The sequence below is a fragment of the Mesorhizobium sp. M8A.F.Ca.ET.208.01.1.1 genome (genome assembly GCF_004791315.1).
Lineage (GTDB): Bacteria > Pseudomonadota > Alphaproteobacteria > Rhizobiales > Rhizobiaceae > Mesorhizobium.
This window is the reverse complement of record NZ_SRUT01000012.1, coordinates 78,902-96,214: the sequence shown is the minus strand read 5'-3', so window position 1 is coordinate 96,214 and position 17,313 is coordinate 78,902. Positions and strand designations below refer to the sequence as shown.

The window sequence follows — 17,313 nt, the reverse complement described above, 5'->3', positions numbered from 1 at the left end:
TCAGGCCGATTTGCGTTTCGGCGCAACGCTTTTCGCCTTGGCGCTTTTGGTCGCCGGCTTGGCTTTCGCCTGGGATGATGGTTTCGACGGGCCGGAGTCCGACGAGAGGCTCTTCTTCAGCGCGTCGAACAGATTGACGACGTTGGAGGGCTTGGGAGCGGCCTTGGCCTTCGGCGCCTTGTGCCCCGCCTTCTTGGCGCGGATCAGTTCGAGCAGGGCGTCCTCATATTTGTCCTCGAATTTCGACGGATCGAACTTCGCCTTCTTCTTGTCGATGATGAGTTCCGCGAGATCGGTCATCTCCTGGTCGGTTTTCACCGCCTTGATGTCGCCGAAGACGCTCTCCGGCTGGCGCACCGTGTTGTCGTAGCGCAGCGTCGTCAGCACCATGCCCTTGCCGAGCGGCTCGATGACCACGGGACGTTCGCGTTGATAGAGCACGATGCGGGCAAGCCCCGCCATCTTCTTGCCCGCCATGGCATCCCGGATGACGGCGAAGGCCTCTTCCGAAACCGTGTCTGCCGGCGCGACATAGTAGGGCGTGTCGAGATAGATCTGCTCGATCGAGGCTTTGTCGACGAAGCCGTCGAGGCTCATCGTGTGCGAGGATTCGATCTGCACCGCCTCGATCTCGTCCTCCTCTATACGGACGAAATCGCCCTTATCGATCTCGTAGCCCTTGATCTCGTCGCCGTCCTCGATCGGTTTGCCGGTCTCGGCATCGATGTAGATCCGCTTCACCGTATTGCCGGTCTTGCGGTTGAGGATGCGGAACGAGACCTTCTCGGCGTGGGTGACGACATTGGTCAGTTCGATGGCGCACGTGACCAACGAGAGCTTCAGATAGCCTTTCCAGGCCGGGCGCGGCGCCATGACGATTTCCCCTTGAGAAAGATCAGCTGGAACGGACGACCACCCCGCTCGGTTCCAACGCGATCCGGCCGGGGCCGGCGCGATTGCCGCCGGCCCCGGCTGTCTGCCACTATTCGGCGGCTTGCAGGTTGATCTTGCTTTCCGCCATTTCGGTCAGCTTGCGATCCGTCGCCTGCTCTTCCCTGAGGTTTTTGGCCAGCACGTTGGCGCAGTCGCTGCGGCCGAGCTGTTTGGCCCAGGCGATCAAGGTGCCGTAGCGGGTCATCTCATAGTGCTCGACGGCCTGGGCGGAAGCGATCAGCGCGGCGTCGAGAACATCCTTGTCGTCGACATCGCTGCTGACGTCGTCGGCCTCCTCGAGAATGCCGTCAATGGCCGGGCAATTCACCGGCTTGGCCTTCACGCCGTGCAGCTCGAACACCTCCTCGACGCGTTCGATATGGCCCTTGGTCTGTTCGAGATGTTTTTCGAAGCCGGCCTTCAATTGCGGATCGGTTGCCTTGCCGATCATCTTCGGCAACGCCTTCTCGATCTGCTTCTCGGCATAATAGATATCGCGCAGCGTGTGCACGAAGAGATCGTCCAGTGTTTTGATGTCCTTCGAAAAGAAGCCCATGATTTCAGCCTTTCCATTGCTCTTGCTTGTGGCGGGAGGTCCGGCCTGCCGGCAGGCAGCACCTGTGAGCCGGCAATGCCGGTCCTGTGATCCCAACGTCCGTTGCCCGGGCCGGTTCCGAGCCCACCGGCCATCCGGCAAGGAAATTCCAGCGACGGTTCGAAAGTTGAAACAAAAGCGCGCCAAGGCGACATTCAAACGAAACATATGTGATGCAAAAGTCACACCAGCCGAAATGACGACAAGGAGCACCGAAACACCCCGAATCAGCCGCATTCCGGCCACGAAGCGACGGGTTTTCGACCAAAAATTAACATCGCGTTCACTGAGTATTCACGCCTTGATGCTATCGTTCTCGCAATTCGGAAGGGACATCCGAAAATCGGGACAGGGACCGGGTAAAATGAACTTCGTCACGCACCTCATCGGCTATGCCGCCGCCATCCGCGAATTCGTCGCGCCGACCTATCGGCCCGAGCGCTACTACATGCGCGGCCCCGGTCCGGCCTGCGCCCGTCGCGGCACCTCGCTGGGCGCGCACTGACCATGACTTTCGAGAGCCGCCACAACAGCCGCATCTGCAGGCCGGGTGCCTCGTCCCGCGCCACGACCTATCGCGCCGAACGTCCGGCCTTCGCCGGCAGACAGCGTGCGACATCGCCGCGTCTTTGAGACCGCCATCGGCTGGCTTAGTGTCACAGGACATAAGCAGCCGAGGCCAGCGTGACCGACCGTCCCAAGCCGCCTTCCCCATCCTTTGATGCAAGCCATCCGTGTACAGCTTCCAGCCATTGCCGGTGGCGCCGGAGGGCGAGCATGACGCGACGCCGCGCGCCCATTTTGGGCGCATAAATCCACCAGCCATCTCACCGCACCTTCCGGCGGCTCCATGCCGGCCCCCGAGCCTTTGAAACGCATGCCCGCTTGCACAAGGCGCGGCCGGAGACGAAAGTTTTTTCCGCAACCTGTCGAAATCGGCCACCGCCGCGCGACATACGTCTGGCCCCGCAAGGACGCGGCCCTCGAAACCACGGGAGAAGACCCATGCGATACATGCTTTTGATCAACAACGACGAAGCCGCGCTGGCGAACACGCCGATCGAGAAAGCCCAGCAGATGAGCGCGGCCTATGCCGCCTATACCGAGGCGTTGAAGAAGTCTGGCGCGTGGCTGGCCGGCGAAAGGCTGCGTCCGACCCAGGCGACCACCTCGGTGCGGATCGCCGACGGCAAGACCAACGTGATCGACGGCCCCTATGCCGACACCAAGGAGCAGCTTGCCGGTTTCTACATGATCGAGGCGGCCGACATCGATACCGCCATCGACTGGGCGGCACGCTGTCCGGCGGCCAGCACCGGCACGGTCGAGCTGCGGCCGATCTGGGAAATGGCCGACTATATGCCCAAGAAGTGACGGCGTGATGGACAGTCGCCCGGAGATCGCCCGGGCGGTCGCCGAGGCCGCCGCCCGGCAGAGCTATGGCAAGCTGGTCGCCTGGCTCGCCGCGCGCACGCGCGACGTGGCCGCCGCCGAGGATGCGCTGGCCGACGCCTTTGCCGCGGCGCTCGAACGCTGGCCGCGCTCCGGCGTGCCTGAAAAGCCGGAAGCCTGGTTGCTCGCCGTGGCCAGGCGGCGGCGTGTCGATGCGGTGCGGCGGCGGCTGACCAGCGAAGCCGGCCGTGACCATCTCAAGCTGATTGCCGAGGAGACGGAGGCGCGCATGACCGACGAGGACCTGCCCGACGAACGATTGCGGCTGATGTTCGCCTGCGCCCATCCGGCGATCGAACCCGGCGTGCGGGCGCCGCTGATCCTGCAGACCATCCTCGGCTTCGATGCCGCCACGATCGCTTCCGCCTTCCTGCTCTCGCCGGCCACGATGGGCCAGCGCCTGGTGCGCGCCAAGAGCCGCATCCGCGAGACCGGCATTCCGTTCCGCGTGCCGGAGCGGGCCGAACTCGGTGAAAGGCTGGATGCGGTGCTGGAGGCGATCTACGCCGCTTTCGCCGAGGGCTGGTCAGATCCGACCGGTACCGAGACGCGGCACCGCAACCTCGCCACCGAAGGCATCTGGCTCGGCCGGCTGGTGGCCTCGCTGCTGCCGGACGAGCCGGAGGCGCTGGGCCTGCTGTCGCTGATGCTGTTCGCCGAGGCGCGCCGCGCGGCGCGTCGCGACACGGCCGGGGACTATGTGCCGCTCGCCGAGCAGGACCATGCATTGTGGGATCATGCCCTGGTCGACGAGGCCGAAGCATGTCTTCGCGGCGCCGCCGCCAAGGGCGTCATCGGCCGCTACCAGCTGGAGGCGGCCGTGCAGTCCGTCCATGCGGCGCGGCGGCTCACCGGCCGCACCGACTGGATCGCGATTCGCGAACTCTACGACGCGCTGTTTTCGATCGCGGGATCGCCGGTCGTGGCGATCAACCGCGCGGTGGCGATCGCCGAGACCGAGGGCGCGGTGGCGGGGTTGGCCGCCCTTTACGTGCTGGGCGACGACAAGCGGCTCAACGGCTATCAGCCCTACTGGGCCGCGCGTGCGGGTCTCCTGGCCAGGCTCGGCCAGGGACCGCAGGCGGTCGAGGCCTATGATCGCGCGATCGGCCTCGAGCGCGATCCGGCGGTGCGCCGCTTCCTGCAGGCAAAACGCACCGCGCTCATACAGTGAGGTCGTGCGCGCGGGCGGCTTTTTCGGCCGATCAGACCGGCCACATCTCGTGCGAGGTGTTGAGCGTCTTCATAAGCGGGTGCTGGCGCAGCCCCGCCCACAGGCGTTCGATATCAGGCCAGGCCGCCCGCGCTCTGTCGATGTCGGGATGCCAGGCCACCAGCATGACGAGATAGATGTCGGCCAGCGACATCTTATCGCCGACGAGCCAGTCGCGGCCGCGCAAGGCGGCATCAACGACTGCAAAAGCGCGGTCCATCTCGGCGACCGCAGCCTGTTTCACCGCCTTCGTACCCTCGGCATCCGCCGTGTAGCGATGGGCATAGTAGAGCCGCAGCACCGCCGGGTAGAGCACCGAGGACATGAACGCCATCCAGCGCAGGAACTCCGCGCGCGCCGGTTCCTCGGCCGCCGGCGCCAGGCCGGCCTGTGGGTGGCGTTCGGCGAGCAGGATGCAGATCGCCGCCGATTCGGTGACCGAGCGCCCGTCCGGCAAGGTCAGCACCGGCACCTGGTTCAACGGGCTGATGGCGAGAAAGGCCGGATCGGGCGCCTCGTTCTTCGGCACGTCGATCTGTTCGAAAGGCGCATCGATCAGCGCCAGCGCCGCCTCGACGACGAAGCCGCCGCTGCCGGGGCGCGTGTAGAGCTTGTACATGAAATCCTCCCCCGGCCCGAACCAGGGCCGCTGGAGGTTTGCACCGGAGCAGCGGTCTGCTCAAGTCGGGTACGGCGCGCCACGGCAGGTTTTTCTGCGGGCCAGGCTCACGGGGCCTTTCCTTCTCCCCTTGTGGGAGAAGGTGGCCTCGCGAAGCGAGGTCGGATGAGGGGTGCTCCAGGGACCACCAACGTCTCACTCCGCTGGAACACCCCTAATCCGTCTCGGCGCTAACGCGCCGATCCACCTTCTCCCACAAGGGAAGAAGGAAAGACGGGAGTTCGAAACCCTAAGCCCCAAGCCCCTCGAACAGGATCGTCGACAAATAGCGCTCGGCGAAATCGGGGATGACCACGACCAGGGTCTTGCCCTTGTTCTCCGGCCGCGAACCGACGACGATCGCTGCCTGCAGCGCCGCGCCCGACGAGATGCCGACCGGCACGCCCTCGAGGCGGGCGATGAGGCGCGCATTGGCGACGGAATCCTCGTTCGAGACCTTGACGATCTCGTCATAGACCGTGGTGTCGAGGATCTTGGGCGCGAAGCCGGCGCCGATGCCCTGGATCTTGTGCGGGCCGGGCTGGCCGCCCGACAGCACCGGCGAGGCATCCGGTTCGACGGCGACTACATGCAGCGCGGGCTTGCGCTTCTTCAACACCTGGCCGACGCCGGTGATGGTGCCGCCTGTGCCGATGCCGGCGACGAAGATGTCGATCTCGCCCTGCGTGTCGTTCCAGATTTCCTCCGCTGTCGTCTTGCGATGGATTTCCGGATTGGCCGGGTTTTCGAACTGCTGCGGAATGATGGCGTTGGGGATCGTCGCGGCCAGTTCGTCGGCCTTGGCGATGGCGCCCTTCATGCCTTTCGGGCCTTCGGTCAGCACCAGTTCGGCGCCGAGCAGCGCCAGCATCTTGCGGCGCTCGACCGACATCGTCTCCGGCATGGTCAGGATCAGCTTGTAGCCCTTGGCGGCGGCGGCGAAGGCCAGCGCGATGCCGGTGTTGCCCGATGTCGGTTCGATCAGCGTGGTCTTGCCGGGCGTGATCTTGCCGGCTGCCTCCAGCGCCTCGATCATCGCCACGCCGATACGGTCCTTGACCGAGGCGATCGGATTGAAGAATTCGAGCTTGGCGACCAGATTGGCGACGATGCCCTTCTCCTTGGCGAACTTGTCGAGCCGTACCAGGGGCGTGTCGCCGATCGTGTCGGTGATGGAGTTGTAGATGCGGCCGCGGCCGGGCACGCGGGCGGAGGTAACGGGCTTGTTCATTGGTTTCGCTCCCTGGATTTCAGGCAATTGGCAGTAGCCGACAGAATAGGGCTTTCAACCGCGCAAGATAGGCTGCGGCTCGAAAATATCCGAGGGGGGCGTGTGCTGAAAACGCCTGGCCCTCGGAAAAGCATTTCTCGAAACAGCCGGGCCACGGAATGGTTTGGCCGAAACGACCTACTGACGAGCAGCGATCGCCGCCGCCGCGCCAACCATGAACGCGCCGGCGGTGCGGTTCAGCACCTTGAGCGCGCGCGGCGACTTCAGGAACCAGCGTGCCTTGGCCGCCAGCGCCAGGTAAGGCACCAGCACGACGAACAGGACGACGACCGTCAGCGCGACGAGAATGCCGTAATCGGCAAGCGTGATCGTCTTCAGGTCGACGATGGTCGGCGTGATGGCGAGGTAGAAGATCATGGTCTTTGGATTGCCGAGCGTCACGGTGAGGCCGGCGGCGAAGCTCGACGGCAATCCGCCCTTGCCCTTCCTGGCTTCGATGGTTTCGGGTGTGATGCCGGCGGTCCAGAAGCGCCAGCCGAGGAAGGCGAGATAGGCGACGCCGGCCCATTTGATCGCCAGGAAAACCATGCCGAATTCCTGGGCGACGAAGGCGAGGCCGAGCACCACGGCGGTCAGATAGATGAGGTCGCCGAGCATCAGGCCGAAGGACATGGCCAGCGAAGAGCGAAAGCCCGAGCCCAGCGCACGCGCGACCAGGGCGGTGATGCCGGGGCCGGGAATGGCGGCGGCGATGCCGAGAGCGGCGCTGTAGGCAAGGAATCCGGTGAGGGTCATGGTGTCGGCGTCCAAGGGCGAGTATGCCCTTGTCGCACGAGGCGGGCTCCGGGAGAACGCCCTGCGCGCGGGATTCGCTTACACCAGACGGCAATGGTCCGGCCGCAAGGACGGGTCAGGATCGGCCGCCGCTACAAGTCACGCGCCAGATCGTGCCGTTGCCGTCTTCGCTCACGATCAACGATCCGTCGCCGGCCACCGCCACGCCCACAGGCCGGCCCCAGACCTCGCCATTGGAGGCGACGAAGCCGGTCATGAAATCCTCATATTCTCCGGTCGGCTTGCCGTCCTTGAACAGCAACCGAACCACCTTGTAGCCGGTCCTGTTGCCGCGGTTCCAGGAGCCGTGCAGGGTCACGAAGGCATCGCCTCGATACTCCGGCGGAAAGCTTTGGCCATCATAGAACGCGATGTTGAGCGGCGCCGAATGCGCCTGCATCAGCACGTCGGGAATATCAGCCTTGCCGGCGAGGTCGGGGCGCTCGCCCTTGTGGCGCGGGTCCTCATTGTTGCCGATGTAATACCAGGGCCAGCCATAGAAGGCGCCTTCCCTGACCGATGTCGCGTATTCGGCCGGCACATTGTCGCCGAGTGCGTCGCGTTCGTTGACGACGCACCACGGCGCGCCGGTTGCCGGCTGCACGGTCATGCCCGAACAGTTGCGCAGCCCGGTGGCGACGACGCGGCCGTTCTTGCCGTCGGGGTCGAAGGCCCGCACCTCGGCCCGGCCCGCTTCGGAACCCCAACTGGCGCCGAGCGGCTTCGACTTGACCCAGGCATCGAGCCCGCCTCTGGGTCTTTTGCCCATATCCTCGGCGACATTCGAACCCGAGCCGACGGAGAGGTAAAGTGTCTTGCCGTCGGGCGAAAAGGCGATGTCGCGCGTCCAGTGGTGATTCGCCGGAATGTTGTCGACGATGGTTTGCGGGTCACCCGAGGCCTTCAGGTCGCCATTGCGATAGGCAAAGCGCACGATGCTGTCGCTGCTGGCGACATAGACCCATTGCGGGTCGTTGCCCAAGGGATAGAAGGCAATGCCATAGGGCTGGTTGAGGCCGCCGGCGAAGATGCCGTTTTCGGCGGGTTTCGCGCTGTCCTTCGTCAGGCGATAGACGCGGATCTGGTTGGCTTCGCTGTCGGCGACGAACAGGTCGCCGTTCGGCGCGACGCGCACGACGCGCGGATTGTCGATCCCCGAGGCGATCAGCTCGGCCGAAAACCCGGACGGCAGGCGTGGCTTCGCATCCGCCGGCATGTCGACAATGCCGGCGCCGTTCGAGGCGGATTTGGTGGCATAGGGTTTAGGCAGGTCTTCCGGCTTGATCAGCCGGCGTACACCGGGCCTGTCCGCCCGCCAGTCGCCGAAAGCCGCCGCGCCTTTGAGCGCAGGCTGATCGGCCTGCTGGGCGAGAGCCGCGGTCGTGAGAAACAGTGCGGACATCGCCAGTCCGGCCAATCGCATCATTTCCTCCACTCGATCGTGAAGGAAATTAACGATCGGTCTGTCCCTGGGTTCCCTCACGCACGATGGTTCGAAGCAAACGTCAGGAATCAGGTCCCGGCAGCGTAAAAATCGTCATCCAGGCGTTTTTCCAGGGCAACGAGATCGGCGGGCAACGGCAGGCCCATGGCGCGCATTTCGCGCAGTTTTTCGCGCAGCTGTTCCTGAATTTCGTGCTGGTCTTCCGGCTGGTTGACCATCTCTTCGAGCAGCAGACTGATCTGGGCCTTGAATGATTCCAGCGCCATTCTTTTTCTCCTTTGCGGCCTGTCTCGATTTTAGGACCTTAGCGCAGCATGCGGGAAATCAGCTGCGCCGTGTAATCCACCATCGGCACGATGCGGGCATAGTTGAGCCGGGTCGGGCCGATGACGCCGAGCGCGCCGACGACGCGTGCGTCCTTGTCGCGATAGGGCGCCACCACCAGCGATGAGCCCGACAGCGAGAACAGCTTGTTTTCCGAACCGATGAAGATGCGCACGCCCGACCCCTCCTCGGCGAGGTCGAGCAGCTGGATCAGCCCGTCCTGCGTCTCCATGTCCTCGAACAGGTGGCGCAGCAATTCGATGTCGGCCTGGGCGGTGACGTTTTCGAGCAGATTGGCGCGGCCGCGCACGATGAGCCGCGCCGGCAGGCCGCTTTCGGCGCCCGCCCACACCGCCAGTCCCTTCTCGACGAGGTCCTGCGACAGCGTGTCGAGCGCCGCCCTCGTCTCTTCCTTGATGCGGGCGATCTCGGTGCGCGCCTCGGCCAAAGTGCGGCCGCGAATATGCGCATTGAGGAAATTCGAGGCCTCGTGCAGTTGCGAGACCGTGATGCCGGCCGGCAGGTCGACGACGCGGTTTTCGACATCGCCGTTCTGCGACACCAGCACGGCCAGCGCCTTGGTCGGCTCCAGCTGGATGAATTCGATATGCTTCAGCGCCACCTCGTTCTTGGCGGCCAGCACCAGGCCGGCGCCGCGCGACATGCCCGACAGCATCTGGCTGGCCTCGGTCAGCATGTGCTCCAGCGTCGCGCCCGAGCCGGAGGCCCGCACCTGCGCCTCGATGGTGCGGCGCTCCTCGTCGGAGAGGTCGCCGAGCTCCATGAACGCGTCGACGAAGAAGCGCAGGCCGGCCTGCGTCGGCAGACGCCCGGCCGAAATGTGCGGCGCGTAGATCAGCCCGAGATGCTCGAGGTCGCTCATCACGTTGCGGATGGTGGCCGGCGACAGCGAGGACGGCAGGATGCGCGACAGGCTGCGCGAGCCCACGGGTTCGCCATCCCTGAGGTAGGAATCGACGATGCGCCGGAAGATGTCGCGCGAGCGCATGTCGAGCGATTGAAGCGCGGGCGACCGCGACGCGGGATCGACTGCCTTGGTCATTGCGGCCAAAAACCTCCGGCTCAAGGATATAGACTTCCGTTACCCGCGCGCAACCCGGTGTCTGTGTCAGATCACCCGGTGTCTGTGCCAGATCACCCTGTGTCTGTGCCAGATCACCCGGTGCCGGATCGCTCGGCCATTTTCCTTTGCGCCATGGGCTTGGTGGGGCTACAAGCCGGCCACGATTCCGAAAAATGACTGGAAAGAAGCCTGAATGCGCCCCTCCAAACGCCAATTCGACGAAATGCGCGCCATCTCCTTCGAGCGCGGCGTCTCCAAGCATGCCGAAGGCTCGTGCCTGGTGAAATTCGGCGACACGCATGTCCTGTGCACCGCGAGCCTCGAGGAAAAGGTGCCGGGCTGGATGCGCAATTCCGGCAAGGGCTGGGTCACGGCCGAATACGGCATGCTGCCGCGCTCGACCGGAGAGCGCATGCGCCGAGAGGCTTCCGCCGGCAAGCAGGGCGGCCGCACGCTGGAAATCCAGCGCCTGATCGGCCGTTCACTGCGCGCCGTGGTCGACCTGCAGGCGCTGGGTGAACAGCAGATCACCGTCGACTGCGACGTCATCCAGGCCGATGGCGGCACCCGCACCGCTTCGATCACCGGCGGCTGGGTGGCGCTCCATGACTGCCTGCGCTGGATGGAAGCGCGGCAGATGGCCAGCGTTTCGAAGGTGCTGAAGGATCATGTCGCCGCGATTTCCTGCGGCATCCATGACGGCCAGCCGGTCATCGATCTCGACTATATCGAGGATTCCTCGGCCGGCACCGACGCCAATTTCGTCATGACCGGCAAGGGCGGCATCGTCGAGATCCAGGGCACCGCCGAGGGCGAGCCCTTTTCAGAGGCGCAGTTCGCGGACTTGATGGGATTGGCCAAGAAGGGCATTTCCCGGTTGGTCAGCCTGCAGCAGATGGCGGTGGCGTAGGATTTTGATGCCGAGTCCAGGCGCCCCCCTCTGTCCTGCCGGACATCTCCCCCACGAGGGGGGAGATTGGCAGTTTGGCTGGCCGTGCCTGCCCTTCAACGTTGAAAAGTGGCGAAAGCGACTGATACAGCCAATCTCCCCCCTCGTGGGGGAGATGCCCGGCAGGGCAGAGGGGGGCGCCTCGTGACACCTTCCGCAATCCTGGAATCGGCCCTCTACGTCACCGACCTGCCTGCCGCCGAGCGCTTCTACACCGACATCCTCGGCCTCATCCTCCTCGGCAAGGTGGAAGGCCGCCACCTCTTCTTCCGCTGCGGCCCGTGCGTTCTGCTCATCTTCAACGCCGAGGCGACCAAAATTCCGCACGCACCGGACGCGAAGCTGAAAGTACCGCCGCACGGCGCGGTTGGCGAAGGCCATCTGTGCTTTGCCGCAACCGCCGCTGAAATCGACGGCTGGAAAGCCCATCTCCAAGCGAAGAAAATCGCCATCGAAAGCGAATTCGAATGGCCGCAAGGTGGCCGTTCGATCTATATACGCGACCCCTCGGGCAATTCGATCGAGTTCGCCGAGCCGAGAATCTGGGGCCTTTGATGCATTCACTCCATGGCAAGAAGATCGTCGTCGCCAGCCACAATGAAGGCAAGCTGCGCGAATTCGCCGACCTGATGGGTCCGTTCGGCTTCGAGGCGAAGTCGGCCAAGGAGTATGGCCTGCCCGAACCGGACGAGACCGGCACCACCTTCAAGGAAAACGCCTACATCAAGGCCTTCGCGGCCGCGAAGGCGACCGGCCTGCCGGCGCTGTCGGACGATTCCGGCCTCTGCGTCGACGCGCTCGATGGCGCGCCAGGCGTCTACACCGCCAACTGGGCCGAGACGCCGGAAGGATCGCGCGATTTCGCCATGGCCATGCAGCGCACCGAAGTGGCGCTGCAGGAAGTCGGCGCGGCCACGCCCGAACGGCGCACCGGCCGCTTCGTCGCCGTCATCTGCCTCGCTTTTCCCGACGGCGAGGCCGAATATTATCGCGGCGAGGCCGAGGGCGCTCTGGTCTGGCCGCCGCGCGGCGAACTCGGCTTCGGCTACGATCCGGTATTCCTGCCCAATGGCTTCGACAAAACCTTCGGCGAGATGAATGCGGAGGAAAAGCACGGCTGGAAGCCAGGCCAGGCGACGGCGCTGTCGCATCGCGCCCGCGCCTTCCAGAAATTCGCGCGCGCTCGGCTTGGTTCGGAATGATCGGGTCCAGCACCACCATGGCGCTCGACCGCAGTCCCGGCTTCGGCGTCTACGTGCATTGGCCGTTCTGCGCGGCCAAGTGCCCCTATTGCGACTTCAACAGCCATGTCCGCCACCAGCCGGTCGACCAGGAGCGCTTTGCCGCCGCATTCGAGGCCGAGCTTGCGACGATGCGCCAGCGCACCGGACCGCGCGAAGTGACCAGCATCTTCCTCGGCGGCGGCACGCCGTCGCTGATGAAGCCGGAAACGGTGGCCAGGGTTCTGGACGCGGTGGCCAAGAACTGGACGGTGCCTGACGGTATCGAGGTGACGCTCGAGGCCAACCCGTCCTCGGTCGAGGCGGAGCGGTTTCGTGGTTACCGGATCGCGGGGGTCAACCGCGTCTCGCTCGGCGTGCAGGCCCTGAACGACAAGGATCTGCGCTTCCTCGGCCGGCTGCACAATGTCGAGGAAGCCCTGCACGCCATCGGGCTCGCGCGCGAAATCTTTCCGCGCCTGTCCTTCGACCTGATCTATGCGCGCCCGGGACAGACGCCCGAGGATTGGCAGGCGGAACTCGAACAGGCGATCGGCCATGCCGCCGACCATCTGTCGCTCTACCAGCTGACCATCGAGGAAGGCACGCCCTTCCATGCGCTGCACGCGGCGAAGAAATTCGCCATTCCCGATAACGACCACGCCGCCGACCTCTATGCGCTGACGCAGGAGATCACGTCGGCGCATGGTTTGCCGGCTTATGAGATTTCCAACCACGCGCGGCCAGGCGCCGAGAGCCGGCACAATCTGACCTACTGGCGCTACGGCGAATATGTCGGCGTCGGCCCCGGCGCGCATGGCCGCTTCGTCGAGAACGGCCATCGGGTGGTGACGATTGCTGAGAGAATGCCGGAAACCTGGGCCAACCTGGTCGAGGCCAAGGGCCATGGCATAACCGGCGGCGAGCTCCTGACTCGCTCCGAAGAGGCCGACGAATTCCTGCTGATGGGGCTCAGGCTCGCCGAAGGCATCGACCTCACCCGCTACGAAGCGTTTTCCGGGCGCGGCCTGTCGAGCGCGCGGCTGTCGGTGCTGCAAGGCGAGGGGCTGGTGGCGCCGATCGGCAACACGCGGCTGCGCGCCACGCCCGCCGGCATGATCGTGCTCGACGCCGTGGTGGCGGACCTGGCGCGCTGAGCATGATCCCGAAAAGTGGGACCCGGTTTTCCGACAAGATCATGCTCACACTGAAAAGCACCACTCATTGAAAAACATCCTCTTCGTCTGCAGCCAGAACCGCTTGCGCAGCCCGACCGCCGAGCAGGTGTTTTCCACCCGCCGCGACATCGAGGTCGAATCGGCCGGCACCAATCACGATGCCGACAATCCGCTGACGCCTGAACTGGTGGCATGGGCCGACATCATCTTCGTGATGGAGAAGACGCACCGCAGCAAGCTGCAGAAGAAATTCAAGGCCAGCCTGAAGGCGGCCAAGGTGATCTGCCTCGATATCCCTGACGACTACGAATTCATGGACCCTGAGCTGATTGACCTCCTCAAGGCAAAGGTCTCGCGATATCTCGTCTGACACCATGCTTTCTCTATCGCAAGGCGACACGAAAATCACCCGGCGCTCAGTTGGTATCTAGCCAGACCGGCTTTTATTTGCTGATATACCCACGGCGTACTTTGGGGGAAATAAATGGCTGACGATGTCGACGAATTCTTTGATGATTTTGACCATTACGCAAATGAAGTTAGCGCTGCTCGCCATCAAGATTTTGCGAGGATATTAAAGCAGTGGTTTCAGACTTTGGAGCATGCCCCTGAGCCTCTCCGGTCCCGATTAGCTTGGCTTCGTGAGTATCTGCCCGCTGGTCAGTTGGAAAAGGAGGTCATTGTCCAAGGCCGGGGGATGGTCGGATCGGGCAAACTGAATTGGCCAGATGACTTGGAATATAGGCTCTCTGGCCAATTACAATTGCTGGATGCCCTTACTGAAAAGGAGGATAGTGCCTGGCAATTCGCGTTCGGCTTCTTCCCAGGCGGCGGAAACAATATCAACGCCACTTTAAACCAGTTGGTGGAGCATTTTTTTCAACCTCACGTCCGTGAACTCAGGCGTTATCTTGTAAAGAATGCCGAGAAACCAATAACGAGACCGGAGGCCGTTCCTGCCTCAGATCGTCTCGTTCGGCTTGATCACAACCAGCCGGAGTATTTGGCAACGATCGATGCCATTGCGGTTGCTGAAAGTGCTGCGGTCGCATCCAACGAAATTCTACCTGAGGACAGGGAACGGATCAAATTTGAGCTTGATGCCGGCATATTGTTACTGAAGGCCTCTTCAGCCCGCATTGATGCCATAGAAGCCGTACTCATCCGTGCTCTTCGTTGGTTGTCCTCGAACTTCGCAGGGGCCGCGCTCGGAATCGCAGCCGAACACGCACTTCAGGTCGTTTTGAAGTTAATCGGCGGCTAAGCGTCGTGTTTGTGGCGGTGCTTTCCGCGCTCTTTCTCGGCGTGCGCCTCGCCGTTCCGGACTGGCTTTGCGCTGTCCTTGTCGCGGCGGGTGCGGTGCTGGTCGCCTATCGGGGATAGCGGCACGCCGTGGCGCGCGCTCTTGGTTTCAAGACGGGTGATGAAGATGTCGAAGCGATTGGGCATCGTCCGGTCAGTGCTCCGTCGTGCTGTCGGGTTTGTTGTCGGAAAGTCTTGTGTTGCTGGGCAAAGCGACCGCGGCCGGCTCTCTGGCCGGTCCGATCTTGGCGGGCGGCCGCTTGTCCCGGCGCGAGGTCCGATCGTGGTCGGCATAATAGGGCGCGAACGCGTCCTGTATCGTCAGGCTGTCCATCCTGTCCTCCCAAGGGAATCAGGGGCTAAATCTGCCAAAACCGGTTTCGTTCCCCACTGTGGCGAAGGAATGGCGGCCACCTTACATCGGCGTGAGTTTTGCAAGCCGGCGCCAGCCATGCCAAACAAGACTTGGCAGGCCAAACAGGATTTGGCAGGCCAAACAGGCCTGAACGGAGACGGCATTGGTGAGTGGCGAGACGGGCAAGCGCAGCTATGTGGTCGGGCAGACCGAGATCGCGGCCCGTCCGCTCGATCCGGCGCTCTATCTGGTGGCGACGCCGATCGGCAATCTCGCCGACATCACGCTGCGCGCGCTGGAGACGCTCGCCGCCGCCGACATCGTCGCCTGCGAGGACACGCGCGTGTCGCGGGTGCTGCTCGACCGCTACGGCATCCGCCGACGCACCACGGCCTATCACGAGCACAATGCCGGCGAGGCGGGGCCGAAGTTGATCGCGGCACTTGCGGCAGGCCAGAGCGTGGCGCTGATTTCCGATGCCGGCACGCCGCTGGTTTCCGATCCCGGCTACCGGCTGGTCGGCGAGGCGCTCGACCAGGGCATTCGCGTCGTACCGATTCCCGGCCCGTCGGCGCCGCTTGCCGCGCTGACGGCGTCGGGCCTGCCGTCCGACGCCTTCCTGTTCGCCGGCTTTTTGCCGGTCAAGGTTGGTCAGAGGCTGTCGCGGCTGGAGGCGCTGAGGGCGGTACCGGCGACGCTGATATTCTTCGAATCGCCGCGCCGGCTGGCTGAATCGCTCGGCGCCATGGTCGAGGCGCTGGGCGGCGAGCGTAAAGCCGCCATCGGCCGGGAATTGACCAAGACATTCGAGGAAATCCGCACCGGCACGCTGCGGGCTCTTGCCGATCATTACGCGGCGGCGGACACGCCGAAGGGCGAGATCGTCGTCTGCATCGGTCCCGCCGAGGCGAAGGCCGACGAACCGGCAGACATCGACCGCATGCTTTTGTCGCTGGCGGCGGAGATGCCGGCCTCCAAGGCGGCGGCGGAAGCGGCGAAAATGACCGGCGGCCAGAAGCAAGCGCTCTACCGGCGGCTGCTCGAACTTAGAGAAAGCGGCGATGGCTGAACGCCCGAGCGCCAGCCGTCAAAAGGCCTACCGGCGCGGCCATCGCGGCGAATGGCTGGCGGCTGCCGCGCTGATGCTGAAAGGCTACCGGATCCTGGCGCGCCGCCATCGCACCCGCTTCGGCGAGATCGACCTGATCGCCCGGCGCGGCGATCTGGTGCTGTTCGTCGAGGTCAAGGCGCGCCGCACGCTGATCGAGGCCATGGAGGCGATCGGCCACGAATCGGAGCGCCGCATCGAGGGCGCGGCCGACATCTGGCTGTCGCGCCAGCCGGACTATGGCAGGCTGTCGATGCGCTTCGACATGGTCGCAGTGCTGCCCTGGCGCTGGCCCGTGCATGTTCCGAATGCGTTTTATGGACGAAGCTAGGCTCGTTGCCGGAGGCAATCCATTCGTTGAAGTTAGTGCTGCCCCTCATCGCCCTGCCTCTCCCCGTATAGGGACGGGGAGAAGTGAGCTGGCCGCAGCGACGGCGACCTTCTTGCAACCGCTGTAGTTGGCGAAATCGCGGATGACAGCGCCCCTCTCCCCGTCCCTATACGGGGAGAGGATGCCGGCAGGCAGGTGAGGGGCAGCGCTAACGTTCGGCGGCTCCAACCGAACCGGTCGCTGCAATCACCCCCAGATCATCAGCGCCACCAGCCCGACGACACCCACCACCAGCCGCCACCAGCCGAACAGCGAGTAGCCGTTGCGCGAGACGTAATCGAGCAGGAGGCGGACCACGAACAGCGCCGTGACGAAGGCGGCGACGAAGCCGATGGCGATGATCGGCAGGTCGGCCGAGGTCAGCACGTTGCGGTTCTTGAACAGGTCGAAGGCGAAGGCGCCGACCATGGTCGGGATGGCAAGGAAGAAGGAAAATTCCGCCGCCGCCCGCTTGTCGACGCCCAGAAGCAGCGCTCCGACGATGGTCGAGCCCGAGCGCGACGTGCCGGGGATCAGCGACAGGCACTGGAACAGGCCGATCTGCAGGTAAAGCCGGGTCGGAAACCGCTCGACGTCGCGATAGACCGGCTTGAGGTTCATGCGGTCGACCACCAGCAGCACCACGCCGCCGATGATCAGCATGATGCAGATCAGTCGTGGCGATTCGAACAGCACCGTCTTGATGAAATCGTGCGCCAGCGCGCCGATGATCGCGGCCGGCAGGAAGGCGATGAGGATGCCGATGACGAAATGCCGCGTCAGCCGGTCATGCGGCAGGTCGAGCAGCATCTGCCACAGCCGCCGGAAATAGACGCTCAGGATCGCCAGGATGGCGCCGAGCTGGATCAGGATCTCGAAGGCCTTGCCGGTCGACTGGAAGCCGAGGAAATGGCCGGCGAGCAGGATATGGCCGGTCGAGGACACCGGTATGAATTCGGTCAACCCCTCCAGCAGGCCGAGCAGCAGGGCTTCGACGATGGTCTGGCTTTCCATTTCTACCTCGGCATTGGCGTGATGGCTAACGGAATGGCTTGCTTGTCAT

22 protein-coding genes are annotated in these 17,313 nt (G+C 64.2%); 11 read left to right on the top strand and 11 right to left on the bottom strand.

Annotation, left to right across the window (positions count from 1 at the left end; all coding sequences use genetic code 11):
* A complete protein-coding gene (locus EN851_RS31545) occupies positions 1 to 873 on the bottom strand; it encodes a Ku protein (RefSeq protein ID WP_135930758.1) in 873 nt (290 codons plus the stop codon).
* 109 nt (positions 874 to 982) lie between these two features.
* On the bottom strand, positions 983 to 1,489 hold the full coding sequence (locus EN851_RS31540) for a ferritin-like domain-containing protein (RefSeq protein WP_135884251.1): 507 nt from the start codon (positions 1,487 to 1,489) through the stop codon (positions 983 to 985).
* 403 nt (positions 1,490 to 1,892) lie between these two features.
* Here EN851_RS31540 and EN851_RS31535 point away from each other — a divergent pair, with 403 nt between their 5' ends.
* The 3 genes from EN851_RS31535 (at position 1,893) to EN851_RS31525 (ending at position 4,154) form a co-directional block, all read left to right on the top strand.
* A complete protein-coding gene (locus tag EN851_RS31535) occupies positions 1,893 to 2,033 on the top strand; it encodes a hypothetical protein (protein WP_135930757.1) in 141 nt (46 codons plus the stop codon).
* A 500-nt stretch (positions 2,034 to 2,533) separates the two neighbouring features.
* Positions 2,534 to 2,902, top strand: coding sequence for a YciI family protein (locus EN851_RS31530; RefSeq protein WP_127279426.1), 369 nt, complete (start codon positions 2,534 to 2,536; stop codon positions 2,900 to 2,902).
* 7 nt (positions 2,903 to 2,909) lie between these two features.
* Entirely contained in the window at positions 2,910 to 4,154 is a 1,245-nt protein-coding gene (locus EN851_RS31525; protein WP_135930781.1) for an RNA polymerase sigma factor, read from the top strand.
* A 31-nt stretch (positions 4,155 to 4,185) separates the two neighbouring features.
* On the opposite strand, the gene EN851_RS31520 is transcribed toward EN851_RS31525, so the two are convergent.
* The 6 genes from EN851_RS31520 to hrcA form a co-directional block, all read right to left on the bottom strand.
* Positions 4,186 to 4,812 carry a glutathione S-transferase family protein gene (locus tag EN851_RS31520; RefSeq protein ID WP_135930756.1) on the bottom strand — a complete coding sequence of 209 codons (627 nt, stop codon included), beginning with the start codon at positions 4,810 to 4,812 and terminating at the stop codon, positions 4,186 to 4,188.
* A 289-nt stretch (positions 4,813 to 5,101) separates the two neighbouring features.
* Complete coding sequence (gene cysK / locus EN851_RS31515; protein WP_127871084.1) at positions 5,102 to 6,082, bottom strand: cysteine synthase A; 981 nt, start codon at positions 6,080 to 6,082, stop codon at positions 5,102 to 5,104.
* A 177-nt stretch (positions 6,083 to 6,259) separates the two neighbouring features.
* Positions 6,260 to 6,877, bottom strand: coding sequence for a LysE family translocator (locus tag EN851_RS31510; RefSeq protein ID WP_127277915.1), 618 nt, complete (start codon positions 6,875 to 6,877; stop codon positions 6,260 to 6,262).
* Positions 6,878 to 6,992: 115 nt separating this feature from the next.
* On the bottom strand, positions 6,993 to 8,342 hold the full coding sequence (locus tag EN851_RS31505; protein ID WP_135930755.1) for a sorbosone dehydrogenase family protein: 1,350 nt from the start codon (positions 8,340 to 8,342) through the stop codon (positions 6,993 to 6,995).
* An 86-nt stretch (positions 8,343 to 8,428) separates the two neighbouring features.
* Positions 8,429 to 8,626: a hypothetical protein gene (locus EN851_RS31500; RefSeq protein ID WP_127277913.1), complete on the bottom strand. Its 198-nt coding sequence runs from the start codon at positions 8,624 to 8,626 to the stop codon at positions 8,429 to 8,431.
* A gap of 38 nt (positions 8,627 to 8,664) precedes the next feature.
* Positions 8,665 to 9,747, bottom strand: coding sequence for a heat-inducible transcriptional repressor HrcA (gene hrcA, locus EN851_RS31495; protein ID WP_127277912.1), 1,083 nt, complete (start codon positions 9,745 to 9,747; stop codon positions 8,665 to 8,667).
* A gap of 214 nt (positions 9,748 to 9,961) precedes the next feature.
* Between hrcA and rph the strand changes: the two genes are divergently transcribed.
* The 6 genes from rph to EN851_RS31460 all read left to right on the top strand — a co-directional run bounded on the left by rph (position 9,962) and on the right by EN851_RS31460 (position 14,379).
* Positions 9,962 to 10,678: a ribonuclease PH gene (gene rph / locus EN851_RS31490; protein ID WP_127277911.1), complete on the top strand. Its 717-nt coding sequence runs from the start codon at positions 9,962 to 9,964 to the stop codon at positions 10,676 to 10,678.
* A 183-nt stretch (positions 10,679 to 10,861) separates the two neighbouring features.
* The gene (locus EN851_RS31480; protein WP_127871087.1) at positions 10,862 to 11,272 is read left to right on the top strand and encodes a VOC family protein; all 411 of its coding nucleotides are present in this window, start codon (positions 10,862 to 10,864) and stop codon (positions 11,270 to 11,272) included.
* On the top strand, positions 11,272 to 11,919 hold the full coding sequence (gene rdgB / locus EN851_RS31475; protein ID WP_135930754.1) for an RdgB/HAM1 family non-canonical purine NTP pyrophosphatase: 648 nt from the start codon (positions 11,272 to 11,274) through the stop codon (positions 11,917 to 11,919). Before EN851_RS31480 ends, rdgB begins: the two co-directional genes overlap by 1 nt.
* Complete coding sequence (gene hemW / locus EN851_RS31470; protein ID WP_135930753.1) at positions 11,916 to 13,094, top strand: radical SAM family heme chaperone HemW; 1,179 nt, start codon at positions 11,916 to 11,918, stop codon at positions 13,092 to 13,094. The genes rdgB and hemW overlap by 4 nt, the downstream gene beginning before the upstream one ends.
* 67 nt (positions 13,095 to 13,161) lie before the next feature.
* The gene (locus EN851_RS31465) at positions 13,162 to 13,485 is read left to right on the top strand and encodes a low molecular weight protein tyrosine phosphatase family protein (protein ID WP_135930752.1); all 324 of its coding nucleotides are present in this window, start codon (positions 13,162 to 13,164) and stop codon (positions 13,483 to 13,485) included.
* Between the two features lie 114 nt (positions 13,486 to 13,599).
* Positions 13,600 to 14,379, top strand: coding sequence for a hypothetical protein (locus EN851_RS31460; protein WP_127277907.1), 780 nt, complete (start codon positions 13,600 to 13,602; stop codon positions 14,377 to 14,379).
* On the opposite strand, the gene EN851_RS31455 is transcribed toward EN851_RS31460, so the two are convergent.
* Both EN851_RS31455 and EN851_RS31450 read right to left on the bottom strand, forming a co-directional pair.
* Positions 14,376 to 14,564 carry a hypothetical protein gene (locus EN851_RS31455; RefSeq protein ID WP_127277906.1) on the bottom strand — a complete coding sequence of 63 codons (189 nt, stop codon included), beginning with the start codon at positions 14,562 to 14,564 and terminating at the stop codon, positions 14,376 to 14,378. The genes EN851_RS31460 and EN851_RS31455 overlap by 4 nt on opposite strands.
* Positions 14,565 to 14,571: 7 nt before the next feature.
* Positions 14,572 to 14,751 carry a hypothetical protein gene (locus EN851_RS31450; protein WP_135930751.1) on the bottom strand — a complete coding sequence of 60 codons (180 nt, stop codon included), beginning with the start codon at positions 14,749 to 14,751 and terminating at the stop codon, positions 14,572 to 14,574.
* A 187-nt stretch (positions 14,752 to 14,938) separates the two neighbouring features.
* Here EN851_RS31450 and rsmI point away from each other — a divergent pair, with 187 nt between their 5' ends.
* Positions 14,939 to 15,841, top strand: coding sequence for a 16S rRNA (cytidine(1402)-2'-O)-methyltransferase (gene rsmI / locus EN851_RS31445; protein WP_135930750.1), 903 nt, complete (start codon positions 14,939 to 14,941; stop codon positions 15,839 to 15,841).
* A complete protein-coding gene (locus tag EN851_RS31440; RefSeq protein WP_015314716.1) occupies positions 15,834 to 16,211 on the top strand; it encodes a YraN family protein in 378 nt (125 codons plus the stop codon). The genes rsmI and EN851_RS31440 overlap by 8 nt, the downstream gene beginning before the upstream one ends.
* A 246-nt stretch (positions 16,212 to 16,457) precedes the next feature.
* Here EN851_RS31440 and EN851_RS31430 read toward each other — a convergent pair whose 3' ends face one another.
* Positions 16,458 to 17,264: an undecaprenyl-diphosphate phosphatase gene (locus tag EN851_RS31430; protein WP_135862880.1), complete on the bottom strand. Its 807-nt coding sequence runs from the start codon at positions 17,262 to 17,264 to the stop codon at positions 16,458 to 16,460.
* Positions 17,265 to 17,313: the final 49 nt, after the last annotated feature.

Coding starts and splice junctions, on each gene's coding strand:
- EN851_RS31545 (WP_135930758.1), bottom strand. CDS start 873: ATGGCGCCGCGCCCGGCCTGGAAAGGCTATCTGAAGCTCTCGTTGGTC.
- EN851_RS31540 (WP_135884251.1), bottom strand. CDS start 1,489: ATGGGCTTCTTTTCGAAGGACATCAAAACACTGGACGATCTCTTCGTG.
- EN851_RS31535 (WP_135930757.1), top strand. CDS start 1,893: ATGAACTTCGTCACGCACCTCATCGGCTATGCCGCCGCCATCCGCGAA.
- EN851_RS31530 (WP_127279426.1), top strand. CDS start 2,534: ATGCGATACATGCTTTTGATCAACAACGACGAAGCCGCGCTGGCGAAC.
- EN851_RS31525 (WP_135930781.1), top strand. CDS start 2,910: ATGGACAGTCGCCCGGAGATCGCCCGGGCGGTCGCCGAGGCCGCCGCC.
- EN851_RS31520 (WP_135930756.1), bottom strand. CDS start 4,812: ATGTACAAGCTCTACACGCGCCCCGGCAGCGGCGGCTTCGTCGTCGAG.
- cysK (WP_127871084.1), bottom strand. CDS start 6,082: ATGAACAAGCCCGTTACCTCCGCCCGCGTGCCCGGCCGCGGCCGCATC.
- EN851_RS31510 (WP_127277915.1), bottom strand. CDS start 6,877: ATGACCCTCACCGGATTCCTTGCCTACAGCGCCGCTCTCGGCATCGCC.
- EN851_RS31505 (WP_135930755.1), bottom strand. CDS start 8,342: ATGATGCGATTGGCCGGACTGGCGATGTCCGCACTGTTTCTCACGACC.
- EN851_RS31500 (WP_127277913.1), bottom strand. CDS start 8,626: ATGGCGCTGGAATCATTCAAGGCCCAGATCAGTCTGCTGCTCGAAGAG.
- hrcA (WP_127277912.1), bottom strand. CDS start 9,747: ATGACCAAGGCAGTCGATCCCGCGTCGCGGTCGCCCGCGCTTCAATCG.
- rph (WP_127277911.1), top strand. CDS start 9,962: ATGCGCCCCTCCAAACGCCAATTCGACGAAATGCGCGCCATCTCCTTC.
- rdgB (WP_135930754.1), top strand. CDS start 11,272: ATGCATTCACTCCATGGCAAGAAGATCGTCGTCGCCAGCCACAATGAA.
- hemW (WP_135930753.1), top strand. CDS start 11,916: ATGATCGGGTCCAGCACCACCATGGCGCTCGACCGCAGTCCCGGCTTC.
- EN851_RS31460 (WP_127277907.1), top strand. CDS start 13,600: ATGGCTGACGATGTCGACGAATTCTTTGATGATTTTGACCATTACGCA.
- EN851_RS31455 (WP_127277906.1), bottom strand. CDS start 14,564: ATGCCCAATCGCTTCGACATCTTCATCACCCGTCTTGAAACCAAGAGC.
- EN851_RS31450 (WP_135930751.1), bottom strand. CDS start 14,751: ATGGACAGCCTGACGATACAGGACGCGTTCGCGCCCTATTATGCCGAC.
- EN851_RS31440 (WP_015314716.1), top strand. CDS start 15,834: ATGGCTGAACGCCCGAGCGCCAGCCGTCAAAAGGCCTACCGGCGCGGC.
- EN851_RS31430 (WP_135862880.1), bottom strand. CDS start 17,264: ATGGAAAGCCAGACCATCGTCGAAGCCCTGCTGCTCGGCCTGCTGGAG.